Origin of the sequence: Sporosarcina sp. FA15 (assembly GCF_051550195.1) — a bacterium.
Lineage (GTDB): Bacteria > Bacillota > Bacilli > Bacillales_A > Planococcaceae > Sporosarcina > Sporosarcina psychrophila.
Genome location: NZ_CP188818.1, coordinates 2,945,854 through 2,964,146 on the forward strand (window position 1 = coordinate 2,945,854; position 18,293 = coordinate 2,964,146).

Genomic DNA, 18,293 nt, shown 5'->3' on the forward strand with positions numbered 1-18,293 from the left:
TCTAATTGTATCCAATTATAGGTAAATATGAAAGGAGTAATTCCCCCACTTAAAGTATCCACAAGAACTTCCGTATTTTATTTACTCAAAGAAAGGAACTGACGAGATGGAACAATGGTTGAGTTTTATACAAGAAATCGGTTTCCCGATATGCGTATCATTCTTTCTTTTGCACCGACTCAAAAAAAATTTAGTTTATTCGACGTTCAAGAGAAATTAGTTAAAGTATAGAATGAACAGCAAAAGAAATAGCCCCTTAATCCATTAATGGATTGAAGGACTATTTTCTTCGAGGCTATTCACCAGTGTCAGAATTGACTAAGGGTACCGGTGCTTGACACAATGACCTTCTTTTCTAGTTATTACTTTTGTATTTTCACATATCGGCTGTAAACATATGCTGTCTTGCCTTTGTATGAAATCTTATACCAGCCTTTTTCTTCTCCTAAAATAGTTAGCTCTGTATTCTTAGATACGGTGCCATAAGATTTCCCGCCGTTTGCTGGATGAGAACGAACATTCAAGTAGAATGCGGTAACATTTCCTTTAGGTGTTGCTGGTTTTGTGACTACGGGTTTAGCTTTATCTGGTGCGGGTTTACTCGGGCTAACTGGTTTAACTTTATCCGGTGTCGGTTTGCTCGGACTAACCGGCTTATCTTTTCCTTCATCTTCGACAGGGGCAGGGGTTTTTAATACTTTTGATAGCTCCTGATAAAATTCTCCTGTCGTTTTCACTTTGGAAAAATGACTATCACTTACTTTGGCTTTTAAAGAAAGGGCTTTAATCTCCTCTTTCGTTACATTATCATTTGCATTGATAGATGCGATGTTTGTGAATTTCCCGTCTTCCGTAGTAGGGATTTCCAAAATGCCTTTATTGACAAGATCAACGACCGCTGAATATGACGGTGATTTTGTATCTACTCCGATAACTTTCCAGTTGCTTTGAAGAATCGGTGTGTACTCACCTTTCATCTCTTCTTTTAAATATTTAATCGCCAAATTACGGATTGTGCCTCCTGTTTCACCATATGCGCTTTCATTTTTAGAGGACCAAAGCATATTGAATTTTCGTGCTTCAAATGGCTGTCCCTTTGAAAGAAGGAAGTCCATCCTGTACGCATTCATGCCAAGTGTTAGATTGTCTTCCATGTTAATTGGTGTTTCATCTAATCTGCGAAGATTTTTGATTCTGTTACCTGCTTGCTCTGTTAAATCGATATCGTATTTGACGTTGCCAAAAAAGTCGTTTGTACTATATTTTGATGCACGACGCGTTTTATCAAAACTAATCGTTACATCTCCTGATCGAGTACTGTTAAAGTAGCCGGCAGCCCATTCCATATAGTCTTTCAAATCTTTTCCGGTTACTTCATATACCGATATTTCTCCACCGGCAAACTGATAATTGTATGCAATATCCTTTTTCTTAATAGGACCGATATCCAAGAAAGCCTTATCGTTATCAATTTGATGCGCCACTACATCCGCATTACTGTAATGAAGCATGACTTCATGGAAAAAGTCCGACAAAGGTGTTTCTTGAATTTGTACAGCTGGAATTCCGGTGATTTCATTTTTCGGAACAAGGTTCATTCCTTTCAGCTGCCCCACAACAATATTCGCATCCGCACGAGCGAACTCATGAAACGATTCCAATTGTTTTTCCAACTTACTGTCCGATTCAACAAGCGTTCCGTCAACTGATTTAACTGGAATTGCTTTTGCATCTTTATCTTTCAGAATATATTTTGTACCCTCGCGATTGAAAGTCAAATCTATTTGGGAAATATGTGTACCGTATTTATTGGGTTCTGTAATTAAAACACCATTTACCACTTCTTTTTCAATCAGTACATGATTGTGGCCCCCAAAAATGGCAGCTAACTCAGGTACTGCGTTTGCAACATCGCGCACGCCCGTTCCAGGAATCCCATTTTCATTTTCTAGACCCATATGCATTATGCCAATCATGACATCTACTTTTCCTTCTAACTCTTTAACTACCTTTTTTGTCTCTTCAACTGGATTTTTAACAACCAAACCATCCAGATGATTAGTACCTTTTTCAAATTCAACGATTAATGGCGTGACCATACCAATAATCGCAATTTTAACGCCTTCTTTTTCGATAATCGTATAAGCCGGTAAAAATCGATCGCCATTATCTTTATAAACATTCCCCGCCAATTTCGGACCTTTGTACTGGCTGGATACCTTATCCAACGTATCCAATCCAAAATTAAACTCATGATTACCATAAGACCATGCATCATAATCCATTTCATTTAAAGCCTTCATTAAAGGTGACTCTGGTTGATCATTGAACAGTTCTGCTGAATTATCCTGAATCATATCACCATTATCCAGAAGAATTGTATTTGGATTCTGTTCACGTACATTTTTAATAATTGTAAACAATTGCGTTAAACTTCCGCTTGGGTTTGATCCGTCCACTGCATAATCCCAAGGCATGAAACGACCATGAATATCTGAGGTTGCAAGCAGTGTAATATTAATCTCTTTTTCTTCCGCACTAGCGGTTTTTTGCATAGAGAAAGTTCCAGCTCCCAGAACCAATACGATTGCTAAAATAATTGATATAGATGTTTTAAATTTAACCATTTCATTATTTCCCCCTATTATTTTCGGAATCTTAAGAATACCTCTCCGAGTATAGCATTTACACCTTTCTCTAACAAGTTGTCCTTCAATTAAAGTGAGTTTTCCGATTGACGTGGAGCGCAGCATACTTGAAATTTATTCACTCCTATAATACTTAGGACGAGTACATCCGAAGGACAATATTAAATTGGAACTAGTATAAGTAGCCAGACAAATAGCACAATAGTTCAGGGTTCCTTTTATTTTAGGGTTCAACTCGTCTCTGGTACTTAAAGAAATCAAAGAACTTTGACCAATTAAGAGGCTTAGCCGTATCCTACATCCGATTCACGAACGAACTTCATCAACCTCAAATTCTATGCTTTTGCTTCCAATATGCGCATCTCTAATTCTTCTGTAAGCTTCTCTTTTCGTTCTTGTGTCCACTCCATAAATTGTGCCATGTAGTCAATCACCGAAAGTTTCCAAGTCTCTACCCAATTAATGTCGAAGAAGATTGTTCCAGTCCTTCGCATAAAGTAATCGACTGGGGTTAAGATCATTTCATGTTTTATGGCATAATGAAGTGTCAGTGTGATTGAGAGCGGTAACCCTGTCTCCTTTAATACCTCGTTCTTCAGGCTAACAATAACGTCTGTGTTTGTCCCATATAAGGCAGCTATATTTGTCGCATCTTCAATCGAAATACCAAGTGATGTAATTTCTCTTGCTTTGGAAGTTATAAAGTTTGGTAATTTTTTGGGGTTATTAAATTCCCCTCCTGATAACTTCAAGTCTTTAGTGATTGAACTACCACTTTGCACTCCTACATTTCGCAGTTCCTTGCAGAGTAAATTAGTTACTGTTTCAGCCATTTTCCGATAGCCTGTTAATTTCCCACCTGCAATCGTGATAAGCCCGGTTTCCGAGATCCATACCTCATCTTTCCGCGAAATTTCTGAAGGACCCTTTCCTGCCTCATGAATTAAGGGCCTTACACCCGACCAAGTCGATTCGATATCATCCAAACCAACGCTTGCCGCTGGAAACATAAACTCGATACATTTCAATAAATACTCCTTATCTTTGACTGTAACTTGAGGATGCTGCAATTCATCTTCGAATACAGTATCTGTCGTTCCTACATAGGCTTTTCCGTTTCTTGGAATCGCAAAAACCATTCGTCCATCTGGTGTATCGAAATAAATCGGCTGTCGAAGTGGGAATTTTGCTCCGTCAATAACAATATGGACACCTTTTGTATGAAGAAGGCTTTTACCATCAATCTTTCGATCCATGCCAATTATTTTTTCAACCCAAGGACCGGAAGCATTAACAATTTTCTTACCATTTACCCTAAACCTTTTCCCTGTCAACATATCCTTAATATAAACACCTGATAGACGGGCATCAGAGGTATATAAGAATTCTTCCATTTTCGTATAACTTAGTAGGTCTGCACCTTTTTCTACCGCCTTCTTCGCGACTTCAATTGTCAACCGGGCATCGTCTGTACGATATTCAACATAATATCCTCCACCCAAAAGGCCTTCTTTTTTTAGTAAAGGTTCTTTTTTTAGTGTTTCATCCCGAGATAACATTTTCCGCTTTTCACTACGTTTAACACCAGCTAGAAAGTCATATACTTGAAGTCCGATAGAAGTAGAATACTTTCCAAAAGTCCCTTTTTTATAAATAGGAAGAAGCATCCATTCCGGGTGAGTGACATGTGGGGCATTTTCATAAACAATTGCTCTTTCTTTTCCTACATCCGCTACCATTTTCACTTCAAATTGTTTTAAGTACCGAAGACCTCCATGGATCAATTTAGTTGACCGACTCGATGTCCCCGCTGCGAAATCTTGCATTTCCACAAGAAGCGTCTTCAGCCCACGTGTTGTGCAATCCAGGGCTATTCCAGTTCCAGTAATACCTCCCCCGATGATTATGACATCATACTCTTCTCCCTCAATCCCTGACAACACTTTATTTCTATCCATATAAGAAAAGTTTTTCATTTTATAATCTCCTTTACAAAATAAGGCCATCACAATATCCCTCACTCTATGGGAGGGCATCGTAATGGCCTTTCTCTTCTTCTCTGACCTTTATTCAATTTATTACTCTATTTAGTATGTTATAATTATTAGGTAAACACTCCAATGATTGAAAGAAGGAAATCCTCTATGCGCTTAGTTGATATGGTTGAATCGCAAATAATTGCATCTGTGCAAAATGAAGAAGATTTACAACGGTCACTTACAAGTAATGCTAATATTGTTTTCTTACTCACTGGAAATTTAATGACGATAGCTGACTATATCAAACAACTTAAAGAGGCAGGTAAATATGTCTTCATCCATCTAGATTTTATAGATGGAATTTCGAATTCTAAAAACGCCCTCAGTTATGTTGCTGAATTTTGGAAACCTACGGGTATTATCACAACAAAGAGCCACATTGTTAAAATGTCAAATGAAGTTGGACTAATGACGATACAGCGTATTTTTTTATTAGACAGAAGCGCAATCCAAAAAGGTATTGAGATGGTGAAATCTTGTCGCCCTGACGCTGTAGAAATCATGCCTGGTATCATGCCAAAAATCATTGATGAGCTCTCCTCAGAACTGAATTATCCAATTATTGCAGGTGGACTAATAACTCAAATATCTGAAGTCCATGATGCACTACAGGCTGGCGCTCTCGCCGTTTCTTCTGGAGATCCTGAAATGTGGAATTTCGACTTATAACGTACTAATATCTTTTACACTCTCAAGTACAAAATCAGGTTGGTAGTCAGTCTTCCTTAACATTTCAGGCGTTGTAATGCCTGTCATGACAAGTACGGATTGAATACCGGCTTCTTTAGCCATTTTAATATCCGTTTCCAGTCTGTCTCCGACCATGTAACAATCACTCGCTTGCATGTCTAAAACGTTATTCAAAACGTATTCCGCCATCATCGAAGATGGCTTTCCGGTAATTGTTGTTATGGGTTCACCGGTGGCCCCCTCAATTGCTCCAATCATAGCCCCACAATCTGGAATTTCCCCACCTTGTACTGGGCATGTCCGATCAGGATTAGTCGCAATAATTTTTGCTCCATTTCGCCATGCTTGAAAAGCGATATTTAACTTATCATAAGTGAACTCACGGTCCCATCCGAGAACAACATAGGATGCTTTTTCAGGTACATCTGCCAACTTTATTTTTTCATCTGAAAGCTCTTTGAATAAAGGCTCTTCTCCAATTACATATACAGTATCCCCTTCATCCATTGCTGACTTCAGATAATGTGCAGTGATGTAATTCGAATTGATCACTTCATCAATCTTTACCTCAATACCAAGCTTATTTAACTTTTCAACGTAATCATTTCTACTTGCAATTGATTTATTCGTAAGAAACACGACCTTATCGCCGCGTTCCTTCAATTCTTTTATTGCTTCTGCAACACCACTAATGATTCCATCATCCACATATATTGTTCCATCAAGATCAAATATGAATCCTTTCAAGACACTTCACTCCCATAAATTCATAGCTTTTGTTTTCTACCTATTCCAGTAGCAATTGCCTGCAGTACAAGAACGAGTACTACTAAAATAATCGACATTGCAGCCGCAGAGTAATATTCTCCACGTAAAATATTTTGGAAAATCGCCAAACTCATTGGCGCCCATTCTGGTGGAGCTAACAAAATAGATACACTTGCTTCTTTTATGACTGTAATGAATACCAAAACCGATCCTGCTGCGATTCCCGGAAGCATAAGTGGTCCGATAATCGTAATGGCTGCAGTAAGTGGAGTTGCACCAAGATTAATAGCAGCTTCTTCAATGTCTTGCTTTATAGCGCGCATCGCCCCCATTGTCGAACGAACCATGTAAGGGAGCCGACGAATTGTATATGCAATGATGAGGAGAAACGCTGTACCCGTCAATTGTAACGGTGCAGTATTAAATGTTTGGATCATTGCAATCCCAAACGCAATTCCAGGAACAACGAGTGGAATAGATGCCATGAAATCGAGTTTCGCAGAGTTTTGTCTTACAACAAAGTAAGAAACAAAAGTAGCAATAATTACACTCAGAACGAGCGCTCCAGTGGCAAGCATAATACTATTTTGAATATTCCCCATTGAGGTAGAGAAAATAGTCTTATAATGATCTAATGTATAACCGTTCGGTAATAGATTTTTTCCCCAGGTCGTTGCAACTGATTGTAATGCAATTGAAAGCATTGCTAGAAGCGGCACTAATACGATGAAGAAAGAATAGCCTGATAGAATTCTAGTCAATAATTTGTTTTCAATCAATTTCTGCTGTTTTGGCTTTCCGGAAACAGAACCATAATTCTTTCCTTTTGTAAATAAGTGTTGAAGCCAAAAGAAGAATGCGGCAACAATCACCATGACAACAGTCAAAATTGCAGCACCACCCCAGTTAAAGAAACCGGAAATTTCACGATACGCCTCAACGACAAGCAAGTTCAATTCCTTAGGAGCAAGAACGATTGGTGTCCCAAAATCCGAGAAGCTAACAGTGAAAATTAGGAGTGCACTAGAAATGACACCCGGTAGTGCAAGTGGAAATGTCACGAATGCAAATGTAAACCAACTTTTGGCACCCAAGTTCTGTGATGCTTCCTCCAAACTTACATCACTTACTTTAAATGCAGCAACAAGTGGCCATAAAGCATAAGGGAAGAAGAAGAATACTTGTACTAAAACAACACCCGTCATCGAGTACGGGTTTACAAACATTCCCTCCCCGCCTAGTGCGTTGTAAATCTGTGTTACCCATCCTGCGCGTCCAAACATAATGATAAACGCATATGAAGATATGAATGTCGGTACGATTAGTGGTACCATACATAGTGCGGAAATCGTTTTTTTGAAAGGCATCTTCGTTCTAGCAATCCCATATGCAAGCGGGATACATACCAAAATGACAATAATGGTAACAGTGAATCCTAAAAGTAGACTATTTTTCAATGCAGATAAATAGCCCGCATTCGTAAATATCTTTTTATAGTTTTCTAAAGACATACCTTTCAATTTTTCTATTGTTGAACTGAATATAGCTGGATCCGTTAATGAGCCTAGCAGATTGATGGGTTGGCCAGTAAAACTGACTAGAAATACTGAAAACAAGGGAAGGAGCATAAACAGACCGAAAAACGCATAAATCAATATCTTAATGAGCGTTAATCCACTGAATCTGTCTTTGAATTTCTTCATATCAACAGCACCCTTCCATGTTCCACCGTCAGTTTAACCTTCCTTCCTTCTTTAAAAATGCTTACCCCGGAAGTGTATGTTGTATCAACGATAAGTTGATAACCGCCGACTTGTACATCATAGCGAACCACTGATCCCAAGTATGTGGACATAACAACTGTTCCTTCAATAACATTTGTTTTCGTTTCATCGATGACACTATCAGCAGCTTCGACTTTCACGTGTTCAGGACGTATGATTGCATCTACTTCTTTTTTTGTTGTCTTGTTAGCTGACTTAATTAAGAAACCTTCGCCTTTTACAATTGTTAATCCGTTTTCTTCACCTAAGACTGTCCCCTTTAGTATGTTAGACGTTCCTACAAAGTTTGCTATAAATGGAGAAGCAGGATTACTGTATAAGTCTGTCGGCGTACCGATTTGAACTATATTTCCTTTATCCATAACTGCAATACGATCAGCCATACTCATGGCTTCTTCCTGATCATGAGTAACGAAAATAGCAGTTATCCCTAAATCCTGTTGAATTGTTCTTATCGTATTTCTCATTGAATGCCTAAGTGCCTGGTCCAAGTTCGAAAGTGGTTCATCCATCAGAAGTACTGCCGGTTCCATGACAAGTGCCCGAGCAAGAGCGACCCGTTGCTGCTGCCCACCCGACAGTTCACTAGTCATCCGTTCCGCATGATTATCCAATTCCACATATTTAAGTATTTTCATTACTTTCTCTATTGTCTCTTTCGGATGTTTTCCAAATCTCTTGTTCAAAAGTCGTGCGTAGATACCCATTTGCTTAATGGGGTTACTAGAATTTAATTGTTTGATATCCAGGCTGTAGGCAACATTGTCGAATACATTCATATGAGGGAATAATGCATAGCTTTGAAATACCATTCCACAATTTCGTTTGTTTGCCGGAATATTTTCCACTTCACGATCGCCTATGTAAATGCTTCCAGAGGTAGGATCCTCAAAACCGGCTATGCAACGCATAGTCGTCGTCTTTCCACACCCAGAAGGGCCGAGGAGGGCAAAAAACTCGCCTTCCTCTATATCTAGGTTAATATCATTCAGTGCAGTAAAGTCACCAAATGTTTTTATGAGATTGCTTATTCTTACTGAGCCCATCACTACACCCCCTTATTTATTGAAATTTAGCTTGCCATTCGCTTCGTACACGGTCATAGTTTGCGTTAACCCAATCGATATCGAGCTCAACCGCATGCTCTTTAATGTTATCAAGTGTTAGTGGTGTTTTCGATTCCACTTCAGGGTTTATCGGAATATGGTACCAGTTTGCCATTATTTGTTGAGCGTCTTTAGATAGAAGGAAATCGATGAATTTCTTTCCGCCTTCTTCGTTTGGACCACCTTCAATGATGGATACTGGGTTTACGAGAACTGGCGTTTTATCAGGCACTACGAAGTCCACACTTTCACCTTTGGCTTTTTGTTCATATGCCATGAAGTCAAAACCGACAGCAATATGCGCTTCACCCATAGATACTGATTTTGTAGGCGTTGACCCTGAATCCGGCATAGAGTTTGCTTGTTTAACAAGTTTCTCAAAATAAGCCCATGCTTCGTCTTCCCCATTGCGCATCATTTGATCCATGACCATTAATGTTGCTGTTCCGGAAGCTGCCGGGTTAGGGAACTGAATTTTCCCTTCCCATTTAGGATCAAGCAAATCTTCCCACGTTTTCGGGGCTTCTTCTTCTGTAACGAGCTCCGTATTGTATGCGAAACCTAATACGAAGATTTCGACTCCGACGTAGTTGCCATCTCCATGTTTCATTTTAATACCATTTTCAACTATGTCCCAATCTGCTGCAAAATCAGGAATATACTTACCAAGAATCCCTTTTTCAACTGCTGCTTCGAAGGGAAGAATCCCCCCACCGCCATACCAAACGTCAGCTTTCGGATTATCTTTCTCTGCTAACATCTGATTGACAAGGACGTTCGTACCTGCATAATGGACATCCACTTTTTCATCATGCGTTTCCTGATACTTTTGAGCAAGTTCTTTCGTAAAGTCTGGAGTCTCAGGTGAATAAAGTGTAATTCGACTACCTTTACCGCTCCCACCATCTGAAGATCCACCCGCACATCCACCTAGTACACTTGCCGCTAATAGAATACTAGCAGCCATTAAGCCCGCTCTTTTCATGATTATCCCCCTATAGTAATATTTTGTAATCTAGGCAACAAAAAAGATGAATGCTAAATGAAACCCCTATCAATGTAAGGGTTTTCATTTAGGCATTCATCTCATAGTCTCTGCCTAGTTATGTAACTATACCCAGTATACAATTTATTCAGAATAATACAACCCCTAATTAATAGAAATAATTATTAATTGAAGAAGGCCTGTGCTTGTAACAAAGCTAAAATGTGTGAGCACCTGTCCACTCTGAATTACAACGCAAAAAAGCCAACCGTTTTTTCTATGATAAAAACGGTTATTATCGCAAATCTTTGTAAGTGGGAATCTCTTAGACAAATTGAAACTGGTATTCGTTCTAGTAAAAATTTCGGGAATGGGATTAATTTAATGTCCATTAGTCATTCGCAAATCAGTCGGCGGCTTATTGATTTAGATACAAGAGATTTAGCAGAATTACTTGGTCATTTCGCCAGTCATTATTGGTTATTACAGAGCAATGCTATAGGCTTCTGCAAGAGTTCTAGCGAAAAAAGAAGAAGAGTAAAGGTAAACAGAAAGTACCGAAGCCCATACGATATGGAAAGGATTTCGTCATTGTTAGCCCAATAATCAAAGAACATTTTTTAAATATGCAAGAGAACGACCCAAAAATAAATTATAAAAAAAAAGGGAACTGAGTCATTTACACAGACTCAATTCCTTTTTCCATTTTTAGTCTGACCACAAATGTAAAAGTATCAGATTTTTTATTTATTATGGTTTCTACGCAACGCTAGTGAGTATCTGACACTAAATCCCCTCACGAAAGACATCATTGTTTACAGCTCGAACTTTCCGTTTTATGCGTTAAATCGAAAACAACTAATCTTTTATTTGGCACAAATCCTCACCTTACTTCCTTATTCCAACCGAAAAGAATCTATTATAAACTCCAACTCACGTATCATATTTGACACAATATCCACGTCCTCTTGGTTTAAAGGGTTATGCATTTCTTCATTTGCCTCACCAGCAATCGCCAACGTGTAGGTTTTATTACCATCATTGGTTAAGTATATTTCATCGCTATTTCCCCAGTAACTTTCCTCTAAAACTTCATCATAAATAATGATGCTAAATACGTATTGTTCAATTTCTTTCGAGTGATTTAAATAATAAAAGTCGATTGTTTCCTCTGAATCATTTTCCCAGGTTCCATAACTAATCTCTACCGAATTGTTCCAAATTACTGGATAATCAAATGAGATCCCGTAGTCTTCATCTGTATAAGTTGTCAATTCTGTGTTACTCTCTACCTCGGTAAAAGAATGTACGACCGATTCGAAAACGACTGAAATGCCTGCATACCCGAAAATCAACAAAAGCGTTAACCAAAAGCCTTTCCAACTACTATCACCACGTTTTCGTACTTTCTCAAGAAGCTCATCACCTGAAAAGCGCTTTTCTAATTTGTTGATTTCCTTTTGTGCAAACTTTTTATATTCAAAATTACCCCAGATACCAAGTACCGCCGCAATACCGATGTTGATATATAAGTCAAACTGAGCGGTGGAGGCTCCTACTAAATAGTGTACTACGTCAGCTATGAGCAAAAACAGCAGTATCACTAGTACATGCTTATACATTTTCCTATAACCGAGCCAGAAAAGCGTAGCAAAGAAAGCGGCCCAGTTCCATGATCGTCGTTCGTTTTTTGCCCATTTCCCAAAGTAATACGACTCTTTATACTCGCCAACAAAAGCTTTCAACAAGTCCGGTGCTTCTGTCTCACTAGGTGTTTCCACATTACTGTCCAAAAGGTTATTTCCACAAGCCCCACAAAATTGATCTTTTTCAAAAATCGTACCCCCACAATGAGTGCAATGCATATACAATCCCCTATCCTACTGGCAAATCAATTTCATCAACTTGCTCTATATTTAGTCGTACAATCTGTTGAAGTCCCGCGTTTATTAAAGTAAATATAAAAATCCATGCGATGCTAATCAGCAAAATATATAAAAAAATCAAATTCTGCAAATAGTAGAGCAGCATATCCCAAATGGAATGCAAAATAACAGGCACTGAAAATAATTTAATAAATTTTGCATTCAATAGATGATGTTGGTTAAATAGATTTCCTTTCTTCACATACACAAGCACTGCACCTGCTATAGCGGTCCTTCACATGTTTTTTTAAGACAGCGGAAAAAACATCCCATAAATGGCACCTTGTTCTCCAACCATTGCATTTATTTTTTCAGTAGCTTGCAAAAGGTTCCTTGTACATGTTCTGGAACGCTTTTGGCTATTGGCTCCACCATCGCTGATGAATCTTCACCCTTTTGATTTGTATAACTACTTTTTTCTGGTTGCCTATCAAGTCGAGTACCACAAAAAGAGCAGAACTCCGCCTGCAAACGAGCTTTTTCCCCGCAGTTAAAACAAAACAAATAAACACTTCCCCATTAATGTTTCCAGTTTAAGAGTCTATAATAATATGTATTCTTAAATTAGCGGTTCGTAGTTTTTCCGACTTTCCATATTTCTGATTTATTGTATTATACTATATTCTCAGGAAATCTTTTCTATTTATATAGCACTATTATATCATTCGGATTAATAAAAGAATAGGTCTGACATTAATTGTATGGATGCCTGTGTAACAAAAAACAATCCACGACTCACACAATTATATAAAACTTAAAGAAGTTTAGATGATTAGTTATTTCTTTACTCCTCAACTAATAAATATATAATCGGAGTGGATTGACTGAATAGTGTTATGTACAAGTACTTGAAATTTTAGTTCGTTGGAGGCTTCTCTGAGTTTGTTGGAGACTACGAGGGTTTTGTTGGACACTCCCTTATTCGTTGGACACTTTTCGAGAATGGTTGGAAGCTTTCCACGGTTCGTTGGAGGCTTCTCTAAGTTTGTTGGAGACTACGAGGATTTTGTTGGACACTCCTTTGTTGGTTGGACAGTTCCCGGGAATGGTTGGACACTTTCCCCGATTCGTTGGAGGCTTCTCTGGTTTCGTTGGACACTCCTTTGTTGGTTGGACAGTTCCCGGGAATGGATGGACACTTTCCCCGATTCGTTAGAGGCTTCTCTGATTTCGTTGGACACTTCGAGGCGATTCCCCGAAGACCTCAACTGATTTTAATTACCCAACTCTACTAGTACCCACACAATCATAGACAGAAAAAAGCGCCTTCCACATGACCATTTACTGTGATCAGCTGGAAGGCGTCTTCAATCGATACTACAGGATTCTTATCTTAGTCTTACTTCAATTTCTTTATTGAAGTCGGAAATTCGGGGTACAGTTTATGCTTCAACCATCCTTTATCCATCCATATAAATCATGCTATGACGGGTTTGCTGAATTGTGTTAGACATCATGATTTTCATTTATTCCTAGTTCTCAACTAATCTTGACTCAAGATGCAATTTGCATATCAGCTAAACCTACCTGTTTCCATATCAGTTCCACCCACTCCGGATGATCAATAAACGGATTGCGGTTTCCTTGCCATTCCTGGATAACATTGTTGCGATTTCGTTCAAACTCATCAACTGGATCTTGTTTATGCCATTCTAGTAGGACTGAAAGTTTACCATGGTATGGTGCACTTCCGTTATTAAGTTTTTCATTTAATTCGAGGTCTACACGATCGCCTTTTTCATAGCGAGTTGCCATATAGAAGAGAATTCTTGCTACGTCGCCTTTTACGCGATCTGGTGGCTCAAATGAACTTGCTGTTTTGAAACAACCGTTACAGCCTTTAACTGCGCTTCCGCCGTTATCAAAATCTAAGTTTCCTCTAGAGCTATTGACTTGTACATCTGTCGGACGTAAATGATGGATATCTGTTCCTGGTCCTAGACTTGTGCCAAAGTTTCCGTGTGATTTTGCCCAGGTGTGTTCGCGGTTCCAATCGCCAACCAATCCGCCGTTGCGATTTTTAGCGCGGGACTCTCCGGAATAAAACAGTATGACATTGTTGACGTTAGTTGGATCCTCATCTGTTTCACGGAGTGCTTCCCACGCTTTAGCGTAAGATAGTTGAGTGTGATCATCGATGATCTCATGAAGTGCAGTTTTTAACGCTTGTCCGTTCTTACCAATCGCGTCTTTGTAATACGTATCTAGTGGTGACTCTTCTCCAGAATCCGCTTTAACTGTAACTGTAAAGCTGGTAGTCGCCGTTTTTTCACCATCAGTTGCAGTAACACCTACAATATGGCTTCCTACTTCAAGTTTTAACGTTAATGTAGCTCCTTCAATCGTCCCTTTTGTTGAAGTAAATGTTAGTTCATCTTTGTCGGGATCAGAGAAGTGATCTGATAACAAGAAGGTTAACGTTTCTCCAGTTGCAACAGTTGAATTAGGAATTGCTGTTTTTACAATTGGCGCTTTGTTTTCATTAGGTAAAGAAGGAACCTCATTTTCGAGGTTCCCTTCTTTGTCTATGAACTGAATGTTAGCTGCAGATGCTCCATTAGTGTATTCAATTTCAACATTTTCAGGAAGTTCACGAATTTGTTTTACGTTAGTTCCATCAATAATTATTTTTTGAATAGTTGTTCCTTTGAAATCAATTATTGCATCAGCTTTTAATGGTTTGATTGTTATTGTTTTGTCAACGAATCCTTCACCGTGGAATTCTGCATAATCTCCTGTGAATAAAACGCCATCTGTAATCGTTGTGTTTTCACCTAGTGTAAGTGAGATACTCGGTTTCGTAATTGTTAATTTCTTCGTTGTAAGATTTTTGAAATCATATAGTTTTTCAGGTGTGATTGGTGTTACATCTACTTCTTCGTCTTCACCTTCACCTTTTAAATCGATTTGAACCATTACTGGATCATGGTCACTTGCGCGGCCAGCCATATCCGTGAAGTCTGCGTTAATATGAAGAATATCGATTACTGTATTTTTCACTAGATTGTTAGTAACTAAAATATGATCTAGCACTTGTGAGTTACCTTGGTATAGATATGTGTAACGATCAGAATTTTCAACTTTATTGATCATATTTGTCATTATACTACCCTCATGAATTTTAAGAGTCTCAGAGAATTGATAATCATTAAAGTCGCCTAATGATACAACATTCGCTTTAGGATTATCCGTTTTAATATCTTTCACAAAGTTGTTTACGATAGTTGCAATTTTATGGCGTTGGATTTCGCTATCGTATTTTGGTGGTTGGATAGATCCGAATAATGGCGTATCCCCCGTTTTTGAATTCCAGTGGTTCGCAATAACCACGACACTTTCCCCTTGGAAATCAAATTGTGCTGCTAATGGTTTACGGCTACTGTTAAACGCACTATTTGTTGGATCGATACGACCTGGGTTATGTGTTAACTTGCCATCTTGATACCCTACAGTAGTTGTAGCAGTTCCTGGTGTAGCACCTTCTGTTAAAGTAACACGGTCCGGATTGTAGAGGAACCCAACGCGAATATTCGCATTTGGTGCGCCGCCGTCTTTGTTGTTTTCAGGGTCGATGTTGGCATATTTATATTTAACACCACCAGCTTTTTCAATTTCAGCAATCAATCTTTCATAGCTTTTATTTGCCGCTGAATCCCCTGCACTTTCACCGTTATTATCTTGAACTTCCGTTACGCCAATAATGTCCGGGTTTTGCATATCAGTAGCAAATGCACGTGCTAATTTCTGTGCTTTAGCGTTCGGAGAAGACGTTGTGTTATTCGAGAAATTTTCCAAGTTATACGAAGCAATCGTTAACTTGTCATCCGCTTTTATAATCGCCGTTTTTTCTGGTGTTGCAGCACCTTTTGTATGGGCACTCTTCATTTTAGCCAAATCAACATAGATCTTATAGTTTTGGAATGAATAGCCTACTACCCCTGAGATAGGACCTTTGAATTTATCGCCAGTTGCTACTTCGAAATCACGACCAGGTCCATTTGGCTCCAAACGGAATTGGACACGATTTGGATTTTGTTTTCCTTCTTCATATAGTACTCCGCCATGAAGTGAATTTGTTGGTGCAGTTTCAAGAACAGTTACAAGATCCCCATGCTCTTGTGGTGCTACTGCTTTCACATCAACAACTTCTACGCGCATACCTTCTATGCTTTCCCAGAAATCAATGGCATCCACTTTAGGGTTGAAAACGGATAAATTATCGCTATCAATCGCTGTAGTCGCCATTGTTTTTTTGTTAATAATAATTGGATCCGGTAATTTCACGTCTCTATTTAGAACTTGAACACTTCCACCTGCGTCATCACGGACATTGATTTGTGTAGTTTTCAAGTCAGTTGTATTCGCATCAGAATAACCATCATATGCGTACTCACTTACTTTACCGGTAACTGATACTAGATCACCAACTTTGATTGACAACGATTTATTCCCACTGTATAGTAAAATCGCTTCTGACGTATTTGGATTGTCATCTGCTAAAGCATCAGGCGTTTGAATGTGATAATAGTATGCACCATTCAATATGAAAGCATAAGTGACTACGCCCTCAATTCCGTCCACGGTTTGATTGTTAAAGGGAGTTGTATGACCTTCTCCTTGGATATCGTGAATTTGAAGACTGTCTGTAATTTTATATTCAAACGTCTTCACTTCACTAAAGTCACCGTTTTCAGCTTTTACAACTGCTTTTAGTGTTGAATCTTTAGTGATTTCAATCGGATTTCCATATTTTTGACCATCAACTATGGGATCTTTACCATCTGACGTGTAATAAATTTCCGCATTTGCTGTAGTCGTTGATAATTCTACTGTTTTCTTTCCAACAAATGTTCCACTTCCTGGGTTCGCGAAGACTGGTTGGATAATTGAGCTATCTGCGACAATGTCTTGTTGTGAGCGTGGAATAATTTGATAGGCGCCGCTAAATTCTTGAACAATACCTGTGATTGACTCGTATGTTGTACCAGCTACTAATCCTAAGTTGCTATTTTCATCGCGAACAGTAAATTCTGTTCCAGCCGCATCCGTTCCTTTATAGTTTTGAGAAGCTCCAGATATCGTTACTTTATTTACTGTTACTAGTTTCGATTCGCTCGCTTCGTTCAGTTGTGCACCTGTAAGTACTTGTGGACTTGGTACTCCTTTAGATACTGGTTCACCTACAAGTGTTCCAGTTAATTGTAGTAAACCATTGTATTCCTCTAATGCACCATCAACCGTAATTTCATCACCAAGTTGAACATTCAGCGTTGCTGGACGAACTGCAATTGCTGCCGTTCTATCTTGGATATGAATCGTATTTTTTAATTTTGCCGTTACGACACCTTTTACTGTTACTTTACCAGTACCTTGAGCACGAGCATCTGCGATTGACATCCCTTCAACAGGCGTTTCAGGATCTGTTGAATCTGCTGCCGCAACTGCTTTCGTCGCATCACTTGTTATCGATGAACCATTATCACCATTAACGATTACTTTAATAAATTTACCTACGTGTCCTTCAACTAATGTCAGTGTCTTATTTGTAGCTCCATCAATAGTTGAGTAAACACCATCTATTGCATCAGCTACTTGCCATTGGTAAGTTACATTTGTCGCCCCTTCATTTACTAAGGCCGTTAACGTTTCACCAACTTTTGCGGTTCCAGTAATTGTTGCTGTCGTCACTTCAACTGGTTCTGTTGGATCTGTTGGTGATGAACCATCCATTACGTGCATACCTAAATTGGTGGAATCATTTATTGGTAATGCTGTCCATTCCACTGATGGATTGAATGCATCATCAATTATTGTATCTCCAGTTGTAATATTGCTGTTGCGTACTAGTGTAACATCTTTACCCCAGTCAACTCTTGCTCCAACTTGACCAAAGGAATCAATGACTTCACCTGATTTCTTTAAAACAATTACATCATCACCGCTAAAGTTTGCAATAGCGCTATTCTCTAAATCTCCTACACTTTTAATCTCTTCAACTGCATCTTTGTGATAAATTACATATGTTTTACCGTTCTCCAACGCTCCTGATAACGTCACTGGTTTTTGAGAAATTGTTTTTCCATTGTCATATAGCTCAAGTGAGTATGCACTTAAATCGACAGCTGCACCTGTCCCATTATAGAGTTCAATCGCCTTGTTAAAGCTGCTTCCCTCAATATATTCAGAAATAATTAGGTCTGTCGCATTCGTTGCAGCACTTACTGTAGCAGGTATTGCCGGCACTACTAGGCCCGCTACTAGACTTGCCGCTAACATAGTATTCACAGGTTTCTTCCAAGTCCTATTACTCATCTAAACAATTCTCCTTTATAAATACAGTTTTTGAGT

11 protein-coding genes are annotated in these 18,293 nt (G+C 38.8%); 2 read left to right on the top strand and 9 right to left on the bottom strand.

What is annotated here, in order from left to right; translation table 11 throughout:
- Nucleotides 1-362 precede the first annotated feature (362 nt).
- Both ACP8HG_RS13840 and ACP8HG_RS13845 read right to left on the bottom strand, forming a co-directional pair.
- Nucleotides 363-2,627, bottom strand: a complete 2,265-nt coding sequence (locus tag ACP8HG_RS13840; protein ID WP_438296833.1) for a 5'-nucleotidase C-terminal domain-containing protein — start codon at nucleotides 2,625-2,627, stop codon at nucleotides 363-365.
- 356 nt (nucleotides 2,628-2,983) lie between these two features.
- Complete coding sequence (locus ACP8HG_RS13845) at nucleotides 2,984-4,624, bottom strand: glycerol-3-phosphate dehydrogenase/oxidase (protein ID WP_438296835.1); 1,641 nt, start codon at nucleotides 4,622-4,624, stop codon at nucleotides 2,984-2,986.
- A gap of 168 nt (nucleotides 4,625-4,792) precedes the next feature.
- On the opposite strand from ACP8HG_RS13845, the gene ACP8HG_RS13850 reads away from it, so the two are divergent.
- Nucleotides 4,793-5,356, top strand: a complete 564-nt coding sequence (locus ACP8HG_RS13850; RefSeq protein WP_187045879.1) for a glycerol-3-phosphate responsive antiterminator — start codon at nucleotides 4,793-4,795, stop codon at nucleotides 5,354-5,356.
- Here ACP8HG_RS13850 and ACP8HG_RS13855 read toward each other — a convergent pair.
- Genes ACP8HG_RS13855 through ACP8HG_RS13870 form a run of 4 tightly spaced genes read right to left on the bottom strand, consistent with a single transcriptional unit; the run spans nucleotide 5,351 to nucleotide 10,020 of the window.
- Nucleotides 5,351-6,124, bottom strand: coding sequence for an HAD-IIA family hydrolase (locus ACP8HG_RS13855; protein ID WP_187045880.1), 774 nt, complete (start codon nucleotides 6,122-6,124; stop codon nucleotides 5,351-5,353). The two genes, ACP8HG_RS13850 and ACP8HG_RS13855, sit on opposite strands and share 6 nt — an antisense overlap.
- A gap of 20 nt (nucleotides 6,125-6,144) precedes the next feature.
- On the bottom strand, nucleotides 6,145-7,848 hold the full coding sequence (locus tag ACP8HG_RS13860; protein ID WP_187045881.1) for an ABC transporter permease: 1,704 nt from the start codon (nucleotides 7,846-7,848) through the stop codon (nucleotides 6,145-6,147).
- On the bottom strand, nucleotides 7,845-8,975 hold the full coding sequence (locus ACP8HG_RS13865; protein WP_338655024.1) for an ABC transporter ATP-binding protein: 1,131 nt from the start codon (nucleotides 8,973-8,975) through the stop codon (nucleotides 7,845-7,847). The genes ACP8HG_RS13860 and ACP8HG_RS13865 overlap by 4 nt, the downstream gene beginning before the upstream one ends.
- A gap of 16 nt (nucleotides 8,976-8,991) precedes the next feature.
- A complete protein-coding gene (locus tag ACP8HG_RS13870; RefSeq protein WP_342539149.1) occupies nucleotides 8,992-10,020 on the bottom strand; it encodes an ABC transporter substrate-binding protein in 1,029 nt (342 codons plus the stop codon).
- Nucleotides 10,021-10,299: 279 nt separating this feature from the next.
- Here ACP8HG_RS13870 and ACP8HG_RS13875 point away from each other — a divergent pair, with 279 nt between their 5' ends.
- Nucleotides 10,300-10,626, top strand: coding sequence for a hypothetical protein (locus ACP8HG_RS13875; RefSeq protein ID WP_438296839.1), 327 nt, complete (start codon nucleotides 10,300-10,302; stop codon nucleotides 10,624-10,626).
- Between the two features lie 290 nt (nucleotides 10,627-10,916).
- Here ACP8HG_RS13875 and ACP8HG_RS13880 read toward each other — a convergent pair whose 3' ends face one another.
- The 3 genes from ACP8HG_RS13880 to ACP8HG_RS13890 all read right to left on the bottom strand — a co-directional run bounded on the left by ACP8HG_RS13880 (nucleotide 10,917) and on the right by ACP8HG_RS13890 (nucleotide 18,257).
- Entirely contained in the window at nucleotides 10,917-11,813 is an 897-nt protein-coding gene (locus ACP8HG_RS13880) for a DUF2628 domain-containing protein (protein WP_438296841.1), read from the bottom strand.
- An 82-nt stretch (nucleotides 11,814-11,895) separates the two neighbouring features.
- Complete coding sequence (locus ACP8HG_RS13885) at nucleotides 11,896-12,153, bottom strand: hypothetical protein (protein ID WP_438296843.1); 258 nt, start codon at nucleotides 12,151-12,153, stop codon at nucleotides 11,896-11,898.
- 1,286 nt (nucleotides 12,154-13,439) lie between these two features.
- On the bottom strand, nucleotides 13,440-18,257 hold the full coding sequence (locus ACP8HG_RS13890; RefSeq protein ID WP_438296845.1) for an endonuclease: 4,818 nt from the start codon (nucleotides 18,255-18,257) through the stop codon (nucleotides 13,440-13,442).
- Between the last annotated feature and the right edge of the window lie 36 nt (nucleotides 18,258-18,293).